This is a genomic window from Vibrio sp. D417a (assembly GCF_030248595.1).
GTDB classification, from domain to species: domain Bacteria; phylum Pseudomonadota; class Gammaproteobacteria; order Enterobacterales; family Vibrionaceae; genus Vibrio; species Vibrio alginolyticus.
In genome coordinates this window covers 1-11,596 of sequence record NZ_JAHGAM010000031.1, presented here as the reverse complement: position 1 = coordinate 11,596, position 11,596 = coordinate 1, and the positions used below count along the sequence as shown (strand labels likewise).

The 11,596-nt window shown below is 40.6% G+C and carries 16 protein-coding genes; 14 read left to right on the top strand and 2 right to left on the bottom strand.

Features of this window, described 5'->3' with window-relative positions; translation table 11 throughout:
• Positions 1 to 61 precede the first annotated feature (61 nt).
• From KI742_RS21185 to KI742_RS21170, 3 genes are all read left to right on the top strand, one after another.
• Positions 62 to 424, top strand: a complete 363-nt coding sequence (locus KI742_RS21185; RefSeq protein ID WP_005386966.1) for a VOC family protein — start codon at positions 62 to 64, stop codon at positions 422 to 424.
• A gap of 150 nt (positions 425 to 574) precedes the next feature.
• Positions 575 to 1,069 carry a GNAT family N-acetyltransferase gene (locus KI742_RS21175; protein WP_285385939.1) on the top strand — a complete coding sequence of 165 codons (495 nt, stop codon included), beginning with the start codon at positions 575 to 577 and terminating at the stop codon, positions 1,067 to 1,069.
• Between the two features lie 104 nt (positions 1,070 to 1,173).
• A complete protein-coding gene (locus KI742_RS21170; protein WP_285385938.1) occupies positions 1,174 to 1,620 on the top strand; it encodes a GNAT family N-acetyltransferase in 447 nt (148 codons plus the stop codon).
• A gap of 153 nt (positions 1,621 to 1,773) precedes the next feature.
• On the opposite strand, the gene KI742_RS21165 is transcribed toward KI742_RS21170, so the two are convergent.
• On the bottom strand, positions 1,774 to 2,271 hold the full coding sequence (locus tag KI742_RS21165) for a GNAT family N-acetyltransferase (RefSeq protein WP_045460012.1): 498 nt from the start codon (positions 2,269 to 2,271) through the stop codon (positions 1,774 to 1,776).
• Positions 2,268 to 2,540, bottom strand: coding sequence for a DUF1778 domain-containing protein (locus tag KI742_RS21160; RefSeq protein WP_285385936.1), 273 nt, complete (start codon positions 2,538 to 2,540; stop codon positions 2,268 to 2,270). The genes KI742_RS21165 and KI742_RS21160 overlap by 4 nt, the downstream gene beginning before the upstream one ends.
• Before the next feature lie 229 nt (positions 2,541 to 2,769).
• Here KI742_RS21160 and KI742_RS21155 point away from each other — a divergent pair, with 229 nt between their 5' ends.
• The 11 genes from KI742_RS21155 (at position 2,770) to KI742_RS21070 (ending at position 11,496) form a co-directional block, all read left to right on the top strand.
• Positions 2,770 to 3,279 (top strand): AAA family ATPase, encoded by a 510-nt coding sequence (locus tag KI742_RS21155; protein WP_206960202.1) that lies wholly within the window; start codon positions 2,770 to 2,772, stop codon positions 3,277 to 3,279.
• A 134-nt stretch (positions 3,280 to 3,413) separates the two neighbouring features.
• On the top strand, positions 3,414 to 3,749 hold the full coding sequence (locus tag KI742_RS21150; protein WP_285385525.1) for an energy transducer TonB: 336 nt from the start codon (positions 3,414 to 3,416) through the stop codon (positions 3,747 to 3,749).
• Positions 3,750 to 4,441: 692 nt separating this feature from the next.
• A complete protein-coding gene (locus tag KI742_RS21135) occupies positions 4,442 to 4,843 on the top strand; it encodes an HIT family protein (protein WP_023585550.1) in 402 nt (133 codons plus the stop codon).
• A 159-nt stretch (positions 4,844 to 5,002) separates the two neighbouring features.
• Positions 5,003 to 5,437 carry a GNAT family N-acetyltransferase gene (locus KI742_RS21125; protein ID WP_285385524.1) on the top strand — a complete coding sequence of 145 codons (435 nt, stop codon included), beginning with the start codon at positions 5,003 to 5,005 and terminating at the stop codon, positions 5,435 to 5,437.
• 140 nt (positions 5,438 to 5,577) lie between these two features.
• Positions 5,578 to 6,366, top strand: coding sequence for a hypothetical protein (locus tag KI742_RS21120; protein ID WP_025623988.1), 789 nt, complete (start codon positions 5,578 to 5,580; stop codon positions 6,364 to 6,366).
• Positions 6,367 to 6,527: 161 nt separating this feature from the next.
• The gene (locus KI742_RS21110; protein WP_256894395.1) at positions 6,528 to 7,292 is read left to right on the top strand and encodes an HNH endonuclease; all 765 of its coding nucleotides are present in this window, start codon (positions 6,528 to 6,530) and stop codon (positions 7,290 to 7,292) included.
• A gap of 138 nt (positions 7,293 to 7,430) precedes the next feature.
• Positions 7,431 to 8,189 carry a hypothetical protein gene (locus KI742_RS21105; protein ID WP_285385523.1) on the top strand — a complete coding sequence of 253 codons (759 nt, stop codon included), beginning with the start codon at positions 7,431 to 7,433 and terminating at the stop codon, positions 8,187 to 8,189.
• Positions 8,190 to 8,296: 107 nt separating this feature from the next.
• Complete coding sequence (locus tag KI742_RS21100; protein ID WP_256894396.1) at positions 8,297 to 8,596, top strand: hypothetical protein; 300 nt, start codon at positions 8,297 to 8,299, stop codon at positions 8,594 to 8,596.
• A gap of 145 nt (positions 8,597 to 8,741) precedes the next feature.
• Positions 8,742 to 9,149, top strand: coding sequence for a hypothetical protein (locus KI742_RS21090; protein WP_193843609.1), 408 nt, complete (start codon positions 8,742 to 8,744; stop codon positions 9,147 to 9,149).
• 162 nt (positions 9,150 to 9,311) lie between these two features.
• Positions 9,312 to 10,145, top strand: a complete 834-nt coding sequence (locus KI742_RS21080) for an abortive infection family protein (protein ID WP_285385520.1) — start codon at positions 9,312 to 9,314, stop codon at positions 10,143 to 10,145.
• Between the two features lie 142 nt (positions 10,146 to 10,287).
• Positions 10,288 to 11,496, top strand: a complete 1,209-nt coding sequence (locus tag KI742_RS21070) for a serine/threonine-protein kinase (protein WP_285385518.1) — start codon at positions 10,288 to 10,290, stop codon at positions 11,494 to 11,496.
• Positions 11,497 to 11,596 lie beyond the last annotated feature (100 nt).

Genomic DNA, 11,596 nt, shown 5'->3' with positions numbered 1-11,596 from the left:
ACTTTTTGTGGGGTACACCAGTACTTTAAGGAAAATTGTAACCAACTCTAAAGGATTGAGAGTGATAGATCATTTTGAAATTAAGGTAGTTGCATTCGAAGAATGTCGTGTGTTTTACAAGAATGTGCTAGAGCCATTGGGTATTGAACTCAAGTGGTCAGATGAAAATGCTGCTGGCTTTGGGCTTTCGAGCGAGCCAAATGTAAGGTTTCTAATTGAAAAAGGCGTCAGTAATTCTAAGTGCCATATTGCTTTTTCTGCATCAAACAAATTACAAGTTTCTGCGTTTCATCAAGCGGGGTTATCTTTAGGTGGTAAATGCAACGGTAAGCCTGGTTTACGAAAACACTATGCTCCAAACTACTACGCTGCGTTTTTGATTGACCCTGAGGGCAACAATGTGGAGTCAGTAGTGTACCTTTAGCACGTACATAACAAATTGTTCAAGAGTGATTCGGCACGCGTGGCATTTTTACTATGCGTTGGTTTTAGTGGTTAAGGTGGTATGCGGAAGCTTCGGTATTGCGCGCCTCACACCTTAACAAGGCGTTATGTGCTTATGAGGAAAATTGACATGGAAGTGATAGAGGCCAACCTTGATTTGGCCCCATTATTAGCGAGTTATGCGAAAGAATGCCTAGAGTCGGGTATTCCAAAATATTCGGGTGTGGAGCAAGATCCGACAGCTTATTTGTCAGGTTTGGTCGAACGTTCAAAGGCAATCTGCGAGTTACCAAAGGGATATTTACCTAGCACAACTTACTACTGTGTATCGAACTCCAAAATTTTAGGTGCAATCCGAGTTCGCAAAGGTACTAATGCCAACGTAGAAAATGTCATTGGTCATATTGGCTACGAAACTAGACCGTCAGCTCGTGGTAAGGGTGTAGCCTCATTTCTGCTTGCTTGGGTGCGAGACCATGTTGTTACTGATTCAGTTATTGTTACTTGCTCAATTGACAATCCCGCATCTCAAAAGGTCATCGAAAACTGTGGTGGTGAATACCTCGGTAACTACACAGATGAGAGTGAGGGTACGGTAAGGCGCTACCGTTTAGCACGCACATAACAAAGCATTCAAGAGTGATTCGCAACGCTTGGCAGTTTCGCTTCGCTCAAGTATAGCCAAGCGCCGCTCACACCTTAATGCGGCGTTATGTGCTTGGAGGAAAAATGCAATATATCGAAGTCAAAAGTAGCCAGATTCCGCTAGATTTGCTGCTTGAAGCCGATCCTTCTGAAGCAAGTATTTCTTCATATTTATCCGATTCATGGTGCTTCGCTGTACTAGATAATGGGCGTGTTTTAGCTGCTTGCATAGTGAAGCCACAAACCAATAGTCTTGCTGAGATATTCAATGTCTCTGCATATCCAAAGTTACAAGGTCAAGGTGTTGGTTCTGAATTGCTTAAGTCGGTTCTGTTTCAGTTATCAAGTAAGGGAATCTCACGTGTTGAACTGGGTACAGGCACCTTTGGCTATCAACTGACTTATTATCAGCGTCTTGGCTTTAGGGTTGACTCAATCGTCAAAGATTACTTTTTGCTGAATTATCCAGAGCCAATCTATGAAAATGGTATTCAACACAAAGACATGCTGAGATTGTACGCACAACTTTAGTACGCACATAACAAAGCGTTTAAGGGGGATTCACAACGCTTGGCATTTTTGCTTCTACTTCAAAATTAGTGTTTATGGCACAATGATTTAGGTTGGGGGGAAGCGTTGTTCACCCCTTAATTGGGCGTTAGTTTGCTAAAGGCTAGCGGTTAACTAGCCTAAGCTTGCTCTCACATCTGCAATGGTGATGAAGAGTTTGTTTTCGGTGTCTTGAAATGCTTGAAAACCATAGCGTTCATAGAAATGTTTTGCTCCGTCTTTGGCATCAACGATAACAACTGGAAATGCAACGCTATCACTAGCGGCTAATAGCTTTCTGAGTGCGTCGATAAGCAGCCACTCACCAAAGCCTTTCCCTTTGTATCGGTCATCGACAGCAAGACGGGCAATCAGACCACCAGAAGTGGATGATTGGTGCTTTTTCTGTAACTTATCAGGCAATGCCTTTAAGTCAATTGGTGTCATTGTTAGTGTGTAAAAACCAATGACATGTGAGTTGTCGCTATCATCTTCCAGAACAAACGTTCTGGTGTTGTCCTTCTTTGCTTGCTGACTCGCCATTACTTTTAAGTAATTATTGAGAGCTTCGATACCACAGTTGAATCGGTTTCTATCGTGTTTAGCTTTATCTAGAAGTACCGTATTCATCATTGAATCTTGCTCTCGTATCGATCAGCAGCAGCTTTTAGCTTTGAGTTCTGTGTAGCAGGGCGGTCTAAAGCTTCCATGAGCAACATCGCATCTGATTGGCTCAGTTTTAAAGCCTGCTCACGTTCGATGACTTGTTTAGCTTTTTCGATTGCAGCGCTTAGAACAAACGAGTTGATGCTAGACATGCCGGCGATCGCGGCAGCCTTAGTAAGTAAGTCTTGTGTATCGACATCAACTCTAGCGGTGATGCGAGGCAAAGTAGTAGCCATAATGTTATCTCCTATTGTGTCAAAATGTCACATGTGTATTATGGTCTTAAAGTGTGCAATAAGCAATCTCTGTGTCACTTTGGCACGCAAACTAACAAAGCGTTTAAGACGGATTCACAACGCTCGGCACTTTCGGTTTGCTTGAGCTTAAGTGTTTACGGCACAATGGTTTAGGTCAGGTGGTGTGCGTTGTTCACCACTTAACGCGGCGTTAGCATGCGGGAGCAATATGAAGAAAATTCTCATCATCGGTAATTCTGGCTCAGGCAAGAGTTGGTTGTCGAACCAGTTATCCCGAAAACTTCAGTTACAAGAAGTTAACTTGGACTCGATTGTATGGGAGCCAGGTGGCTATAATCAAAAACGCTCCACCGGAGCAATCGAAAATGAAATTGCTAGTATAAAGTCTCAATGCAACTGGGTAGTTGAGGGAGTATTTGGTGCTTTAGCTGAACAGCTTATTTTTTCTTCTGACATGCTGTTGTTTTTGGATTTGGAGTGGTCTGAATGTGAAAGTTCTCTTTATGCTCGTGGTTCGGAGAGCTCGAAGCAACTTAATGAGGAACAGGCGGAGAAGAATTTTCGTGAATTATTAAAATGGGCTTCTGAATACTCGGTTCGAGAATCCAAAAGTTCACGACAGTTCCATCAGCAATTGTTCAGAGATTTTCACGGTTCTAAAGTACGTTTCACAACACGCTCTCAAGTGAATGAGTTTGTAGCGGAAACAACATGCTAACAAACTGTTTAAGAGTGATTCGCAACGCGTGGCATTTTTACTATGCGTTGGTTTAAGTGTTTAAGGTGGTATGCGGGAGCATCTGTATTGCGTTGCTCACACCTTAACAGAGCGTTATGTGTCAGAGATAGATTATGAGATTTTTGCAACTATTTATCTTGATCTTAGTAGCAGGGTGTTCAAGTTCTGTAGAAAACACTTACTCATCGGAATATTTAGATCTAGAGCCAATAGAGTTTGTATCGCCGAGATACCCCAAAGTTGCAGTAGAGAATAACCTGTCAGGGTATGTGGTCATGACGTTAAACATTACTAAAAATGGGGATGTGACTGATATTGTTGTAATCGAGTCCTCCCCAAAGGGAATCTTTGAAAAGGTAGCTGTACAAGCGTTGTCCAAATGGAAATATGAACCACTTGAAGATGGTGAGCTTATTGCTCAAAAACAAAAATTAGTCTTTAAAATCTAACACATAACAAATTGTTCAAGAGTGATTCGGCACACGTGGCATTTTTGCTATGCGTTAGTTTTAGTGGTTAAGGTGGTATGCGGAAGCTTTGGTATTGCGTGCCTCACACCTTAACAAGGCGTTAGTACGGGTTTGACATCAAGGTCATAAGTTTTGGTGTTTATCTGTTTTTGCGCTCGTCTTTACACCTTTCAGCTTGTACCTTTCACGTTCTTTCCGGTGGCACTATATGCGGAGTGTTTGCTTTGACTTCACCGTTTACGGTTTCTAACTCTTAGCTTATTCCTTTGGTGCTTCTTCTTTTTCGTGGCTTTTACTAAGTCAGCATTGTCTTTCTTTGGTGTTGCTGTTGAAGTTCGAGGATCGAATCCTTTTCTAATTTGAAGTCAGTAAAAGTAGGGGAGTTCAGGACGTTTTTCTTCTAGCCAACTTTCGTCTCTTAACCGAGTTTAAGTTTTTTAGCTGCCCGTCTCACTTCAGTGTTCAAAGCCTTTCATATCATCTCAGTTTTCAATATCTTGGAGCGCATAAATAGAAGTAGCGCATGTACTAACAAATTGCTTAAGAGTGATTCGTAACGCGTGGCATTTTTACTTTGCGGTGGCTTATGTGATTAAGGCGCTGTGCGGTAGCTTTTGTATTGCGTTACTCACACCTTAGCAAGGCGTTAGCATACTTTGATAGGAGTTCAGATGGCTACGATAGTCGAACAAATTGTTAATCGTGAAATTGACTCGGTCATCGTGTACGAATCTGACCAAGTTATAGCTTTTGCAGACCATGATCCAATCAACTTTGGGCATATTTTAATTTGTCCTAAGACTCAATACCGTACTTTCATTGACCTGCCTGAGTCTGTGTTTTTTGAGATCACCGACGTTGCAAGAGATTTATATAAACGTATAGAAGCTAAGTTCAATCCCGATGGTATCGGCTTTATGCAAAACAATGGAGAGACACCTCATTTCAACGAGCTCGATCACTACCATTTGCATATTTTCCCTAGGTTTCATGGCGACCAGTACGGTTGGGTTAGTAGTGAACTTGGAATTCAAACTATGGATAAACTAAGAGAATCACTTAAAGATCTATGAGCATTGAAAAAGTATGCTAACAAATTGTTCAAGAGTGATTCGGCACGCGTGGCATTTTTGTCATGCGTTGGTTTTAGTGGTTAAGGTGGTATGCGGTGGCTTAGGTATTGCGTGCCTCACACCTTAACAAGGCGTTATGTGCTTGGAGGAAAAATAGCAATGGAAGTAACTATCGGCAATGATTCCGAGTTGATCAAGCTGGCTCAATCTATCCGTTATCAGGTATTTACACTTGAACAACAGATCCCTACAGAATTAGACTTTGATGGATTAGATGAAGAGTCAATCCACGCGTTAGTAACGGAACAAGGTGAACCAATTGCTACGGCTCGCCTAACAGTGAAAGAAGACGGTTCTTCTATTATGGCTAGGGTAGCGGTTACTGAGGCATATCGAGGGGTTGGAGTTGCTTCAAAAGTTGTTCAAGCATTAATGGACCATGCACAGAATATTGGTGCCGAGTCTATTGAAATCCACGCTCATGGTTATCTTAGAAAATACTATGAAAGGTTTGGTTTTGAGTTCATCAAAGAAGTAGAGATTGTGGGTGAGCATCAGCTAATTGAAATGCGGCACCAAATAGTACGCACATAACAAAGCGTTCAAGAGGGATTCTCAACGCTTGGCAGTTTTAGCTCATAGTTCAGTTTTTGTGTTTATGGCACAATAGTTTAAGTTAGGTGGCGTTGCGTTGTTCACCCCTTAACGCGGCGTTAGGCGATAGAGTATAAATAATGCAATCAACAGACGATAAGTATATTAATCATCAAATATTCGACGAGCTGAACTATTATGCACAGTTTTACGAGTATTTATCTGATGCAGTTATGAGTTTTTCTACTGCCGGAACAAGTGCAATCATGAGCATAGATACATATGTTTTTATGTCTATGAAAGGCACAATTGAGTCTATAAACTTGGTACTAAAAGATGGAAAGTTGAATGATGCTTATGCTCTTTTAAGGAAGTATTACGACTCGGTTATGGTTAATGCATATACCAATTTATATCTAAATGAAAATGCAGGTAGAGCTGGTTACTACATTACAGAAATAAATGACTGGTTACATGGTAAAAAACCATTACCGCGAATGCCGAAGATGTCTAAGTATCTTGATAACTCGGAGTTTTTGTCTGAGCTAAATACGTTACTCAAATTAGATAAAAGATATGACGGTATTAGAGACCGTTGCAATGATAATATGCACTACAACTTTTTTGCATTACTGATGCTCAATGAAGGTAAAATTCATATGAAGGAGCGCATTCATCATTTAGAGCAACTCAGGTTAGATGTGCGTGATGTGTTTATTTTAAACATGTCATACATACTGACAATAAAAGAAAGCTACATGATGTCATCGGATTATGTGGATCACTTAGAGGTAGGTATGACTCCACCCGAAGGTTCACAATATTGGGTTGCTCCATTCATACAAGACATGGTGACCGATGTTCTTTTTCAGGAACGTCCAGATATATATGAGTTGCTAAAAAGCAAGACATGTATGGAGCTAGCTTGAAAAATCGCCTAACAAATTGTTCAAGAGTGATTCGGCACGCGTGGCATTTTTACTATGCGTTGGCTTTAGTGGTTAAGGTATTCTGCGGAAGCATTGGTATTGCGTGCCTCACACCTTAACAAGGCGTTATGTGCCTGAGTGAGTTAGGAGTCATTTGTGAAATGAGCATTCAGTTGAAGCTGATTCAGTTCAGAAAGAAAATCAGGAAAAATAAGAAGAAAGTAATTGATACAATCATTGCAAATCACTCCGTAGACATATGCATAATTTGCGGTTCTCCTGAGCCATTGACTAGAGAGCATGTGATTCCTCAGTGGGTCTATAATCGTTGTACAAAACGAACATTCAATACAACGACTAACGGCGCTTATCAAACGTACAACAAGACGACGCTACCGGCATGCAAAGATTGCAATTCGAATCTGCTTGGCTACTTGGAAAGGCATTTGAAGCATGAATTTGAAAAAATTGATGTGAGCCAGCAAGAGTTCTCTCAAGAGACCTTAGAATTAATCGTTTTATGGTTAGAAACTTTAGAGTACAAATTCCAAGTTCTTGACCTTAGAAGAAATCTAAACAAGGTAAAAGGCGCGAAATACATACCTTTTATTGGCAAAATGCCAATAGCAATGTTTCAAGGTCCTATGGATACAAGCCCCTCTAAAGTTTTCTCGAATCTTCGTTCTGCACTGCAAGTATTAAGCGTGAAATCAAAGGTAAATAGGCTTAATTCTCTCTGTGTTATCCATACAACAAACAAGGATTTTCACTTTTTCCACTCTACAAATAACTTTATATTTATTGAGTTAGCCGAGTTTGCGGTCGCGTTTTTCTATTTTTACAAGCAGGAGTTTGAAAGTTGCAACGTTGCTGCCGAGTCAGCAATGAGAATCGTCCAAGAAAATTACGATAAAACAGGCACATAACAAACTGTTTAAGAGGGATTCGCAACGCGTGACATTTTTACTATGCGTTGAATTTAGTGGTTAAGATGGTATGCGGCGGCTTCGGTATTGCGTTGCTCACCCCTTAACAGGGCGTTAGGCATCATTTAAGAGGGTCAGATGAGAAAAGAACAAGTTTCACAATATTATTTTTTTGGTACAACCATGAGGTATTTACAAGATGCTAGAACTGGTTGGTCTATCAAAGGAGAGGCAGTTGTTCTGGAAAACATCATTTGGTTTTTTGAACACTTAGAGAACATGAATCTGCCGGTAACGTTTAGAGCGTCTCATCGATTGGTTGATTTCCAAACAGAGTTGGAAGAAAGTGAAGAAAATACACTTACCAATGAACAAGCTTCAAAATTAGCTGAAATCATGAGAGAAATTCGATTTACTCTCGATGCAGAAATTCCGGGCATTGAGGCGTATATTACGTCACCTAAACGATTTGATGTAGAACTTCTTAGTGCTGATATTTCGGAGTTATTTTCGCCGGGAACATTTGAACAATTTCCTGATATAGCAAAATACGATTTTATTGAAGCCGGGAAGTGTATTGTGTTTGAAAGAGCTACTGCTGCGGCATTTCATGTTTTGCGAGGTACTGAAGCTAACTTACGGCATTACTATAAATCTATGGTAAAGCAAAATAGGATAAACTCCGGCATGTGGGGACCGATTGTTCAGGACTTAAGAAGAAAGAATAAAACTAAAAAATTTGTAGCCTTAAATAATCATCTAGACAATATACGAATATCATACCGAAACCCTACCCAACATCCCGAAGCTATATATGATATTCATGAGTCTCAGGATCTACTTTCGGTTTGCATTGACGTTAATAATAAAATGTTTAAGGTGCTTTCTGAAGCCTAACAAAGCATTTAAGAGTGATTCGCAACGCTTGGCGCTTTCGCTTCGCTCAAGTATAGCCAAGCGTCGCTCACACCTTAATGCGGCGTTAGAGCGCAGGAGGAAAAAATATGAATATGATGGATATAATTGAATACATTTCATACCTTATTGCCGGCATTATTATCGCTCCCTTCGGCTTTATGTTGTTTAAGGAATTCATCGGTAAAGATCGCAAGACGGTCACAGATGAAATCAAATCTACGGTAGGAGACGAATCTAGAAAGTTTCTGCGCGGTAGATATGGTGATGCAGTTGTAGGTCAGTTTGTCGAGTTTAAACTGATAATAGCGATAGGTTTGCCATTAGTTCTATTTCTAGGAATATCTTCCTTGGTAAATTCTCTTTTGAAAGTTCTGTTCAACCTGTGAGTTGCGCTCTAACAAACTGTTCAAGAGGGATTCGCAACGCGTGGCATTTTCACTATGCGTTGATTTTAGTGATTAAGGTGGTATGCGGCGGCATTGGTATTGCGTTGCTCACCCCTTAACAGGGCGTTAGCTGTTTGAGGAAAAAATGAGAAAATTCGATAAGCCGCTATTCTGGCTGTATATAAAAACAAGAGACTCATTGTTGTCATCTTTTAAGGGCTTTCTGGGAATGCTTTTAGTGTTGATCGGAGCAGCAGTAGTTTTAGGTAATGAATCCCCTGAGAATGTCTGGATTTCGGTGGGAATCATTTTATTAGTATTGAGTCTTCCAGTCTCAATGGGCCTGATGATGATAAAGCTCAAATTTAAGAGTTTTGCTGGATCAATACCTACAGCAGAACTAGCATATTTTTTACAGCACGATGAAGATGCAAAGTTAGATAAAGCTGTGAGAGGCTTATTTTCGTTATGCCTATCTTTTATGATTTACCTTTGGTTTACGATGGTAGCTATCGCAGCTCTTGGTATGTTGGGAGCAAAGCTCGTGTTGTAAAACACAGCTAACAAACTGTTTAAGAGGGATTCGCAACGCATGGCATTTTCACTATGCGTTGGTTTTAGTGATTAAGGTGGTTTGCTGCTGCTTCGGTAATGCGTTGCTCACCCCTTAACAGAGCGTTAGCTCGCAAGTGAAAATAATAAATTCAGAGGTTAAATGAGAAAAGAAGTTCCCGCTCCAGTGATTGCGGTTTTGTCAGAGAATTTATCAGCATTAGAGACTCATGCGAGTCTAGATAACCTTTTTCTATATGCCGATGCACCAGGTGAAGCTCCTGAAGGATCTAAACCAGTAAAAGTCCAATCATGGCTAAGGCGCATAAATAAAGAATCACCTGAACCTATCAAGATTCTTGGTAAGTTGATTGAAACTTATATGGAAATCCCTGACCAAGATGAAGAGGATGTTTTTGTTTGGGGTCACAATGTAACGAATCACAAAAAAGAATTTAAGGAAAAGCTCCAGTCAATTTTATCAAAATGCAATCTTCTATACATTTCAGGTGGTTTGATTTCTGATGGTAGTGCTGCACCAAGTAGGTCTTTATCTGATTTGATTAAAGGTAAAGATATACCCTCGATCGAAGCAGAGTTTACTCGCGCTCTAGCAAACGTAAATTCGGAACCTCGCGAATCTGTATCCGCTGCTTGCAACATACTTGAATCAATTTTTAAGGTTTATATTGCAGATGAAAGTCTCCCACAGCCACAGAAACAAGATCTCCAAAACGTTTGGAAAGTTGTGCGAGGGGACTTGGGTTTTGACACCAAGTTAGTACAAGATGACGATCTTAAAAAAATACTTTCTGGCATCTTATCGATAGTTGATGGAATTGGTGCTTTCCGTACTCATGCTAGCTCTGCACACGGTGAAGGAAGAGTTATGTATAAGCTGAAGCCCAGACATGCTCGACTAGCAATTCACTCAGCTCACACAATTGCTCTATTTATTTTGGAAACTTGGGACGAAAAACGCAAGATTGCGAGCTAACAAACTGTTCAAGAGGGATTCGCAACGCGTGGCATTTTCACTATGCGTTGGTTTTGGTGTTTAAGGTGGTTTGCGGCGGCTTCTGTATTGCGTTGCTCACCCCTTAACAGGGCGTTAGTATTCTTTTTAAGTTCAGAGGTAAATGTTGGACGAGTATTCTATTCATTTAAAGCGTCAAGGCTTTGAGCTACTAGGTGATATCGGTAGCGGGCTTTCTGGTAAAACTAAGAAAGCCAAGCAAAACTCTTTGGAAAGATTTGTTGCTGTAAAATTCTTCGACAGTATATTCAATCGAAACAACTCTGAGCTAAAGAAAAAGTTCAAACGAGAAGCTTTTATTCTCGCTGAGGCACAACACCCTGCAATACCATATGTTATTACGCATGGTGAAGTGGAATGCGGTCGCGACTTAGTTCCATACATTGTGATGGAGTACATCGATGGCATAAATCTGGAAGAATATGTTCAAAAAAATGGGGTCATTGAACATAGACAAGCCATCAGTATCGCTACCCAAGTGCTTGATGCACTCTCGCTTGTTCACTCGAAAGGTATAATTCACAGGGACATCAAACCATCAAACATAATGTTGTCATCTGCTGGTCATGCTTATCTTATAGATTTCTCTATTGGTTTTGCTCCTTCCGGGAACCCTAATTTTACAAGAGCGACACGAACAGGAGATCGCTTAGGCTCTGCTGAATACATTTCCTCAGAACAAAATGTCGATATGAAAAATGTGGACTGTCGGACTGATATTTACTCTTTGGGGCTCACACTGTGTAAGTTGTTGACAGGAGATCCAAGTTTAAAATCTCTAGACAAGCCCGAGCTATCAATTCCTTATGCGCTGAGAAACTTAATCAACAAAGCTTCAGAATACGAGGCGAATAATCGTTATCAAAACGTAGACGACATTCTTAGAGAACTAAAAAGTATATCGGGTGCTGGACACTTTACTGTCAATACGCCAAGTAAAGCGCTTTGTTCTAACTTAAAATGTCCTGATGCATCATGGTCTCCTAATGGGTACTATAAGGGTGCAAACTTCATCGAAAATAGTATTGATATCCACTGTACTTCATGTGGTGATAAGTTAACTTATCAGTGCCAGTGTGGATACCCAATTGCGGAGACTCGTTTTTGTGGTGGTTGCGGTACTGAATTATTCAAACTGCCAGAGTGTGACAGTTGTGGCTCCCATCTGAAGAAAACAGATATTGGTAAAGATACATCAGCAGGCTGCAGCAAGTGTCTGAGCAAAAACCAATCACAACTTCAACAGCCTATTTGGGGGCAGCCACAACAACCGCCATTAGCTACAGATTTTGATGATGACATTCCTTTCTGAGGATCAGAATACTAACAATCTGTTTAAGAGTGATTCGCAACGCGTGGCATTTTTACTATGCGTTGATTTTAGTGTTTAAGGTGGTATGCGGAAGCATCGG

Excerpts from the sequence above, each read along its gene's own strand:
- KI742_RS21110 (WP_256894395.1), top strand. The coding sequence starts at position 6,528 with ATGAGCATTCAGTTGAAGCTGATTCAGTTCAGAAAGAAAATCAGGAAA.
- KI742_RS21165 (WP_045460012.1), bottom strand. The coding sequence starts at position 2,271 with ATGATGAATACGGTACTTCTAGATAAAGCTAAACACGATAGAAACCGA.
- KI742_RS21155 (WP_206960202.1), top strand. The coding sequence starts at position 2,770 with ATGAAGAAAATTCTCATCATCGGTAATTCTGGCTCAGGCAAGAGTTGG.
- KI742_RS21170 (WP_285385938.1), top strand. The coding sequence starts at position 1,174 with ATGCAATATATCGAAGTCAAAAGTAGCCAGATTCCGCTAGATTTGCTG.
- KI742_RS21100 (WP_256894396.1), top strand. The coding sequence starts at position 8,297 with ATGAATATGATGGATATAATTGAATACATTTCATACCTTATTGCCGGC.
- KI742_RS21135 (WP_023585550.1), top strand. The coding sequence starts at position 4,442 with ATGGCTACGATAGTCGAACAAATTGTTAATCGTGAAATTGACTCGGTC.
- KI742_RS21160 (WP_285385936.1), bottom strand. The coding sequence starts at position 2,540 with ATGGCTACTACTTTGCCTCGCATCACCGCTAGAGTTGATGTCGATACA.
- KI742_RS21120 (WP_025623988.1), top strand. The coding sequence starts at position 5,578 with ATGCAATCAACAGACGATAAGTATATTAATCATCAAATATTCGACGAG.
- KI742_RS21150 (WP_285385525.1), top strand. The coding sequence starts at position 3,414 with ATGAGATTTTTGCAACTATTTATCTTGATCTTAGTAGCAGGGTGTTCA.
- KI742_RS21080 (WP_285385520.1), top strand. The coding sequence starts at position 9,312 with ATGAGAAAAGAAGTTCCCGCTCCAGTGATTGCGGTTTTGTCAGAGAAT.
- KI742_RS21125 (WP_285385524.1), top strand. The coding sequence starts at position 5,003 with ATGGAAGTAACTATCGGCAATGATTCCGAGTTGATCAAGCTGGCTCAA.
- KI742_RS21070 (WP_285385518.1), top strand. The coding sequence starts at position 10,288 with ATGTTGGACGAGTATTCTATTCATTTAAAGCGTCAAGGCTTTGAGCTA.
- KI742_RS21090 (WP_193843609.1), top strand. The coding sequence starts at position 8,742 with ATGAGAAAATTCGATAAGCCGCTATTCTGGCTGTATATAAAAACAAGA.
- KI742_RS21175 (WP_285385939.1), top strand. The coding sequence starts at position 575 with ATGGAAGTGATAGAGGCCAACCTTGATTTGGCCCCATTATTAGCGAGT.
- KI742_RS21105 (WP_285385523.1), top strand. The coding sequence starts at position 7,431 with ATGAGAAAAGAACAAGTTTCACAATATTATTTTTTTGGTACAACCATG.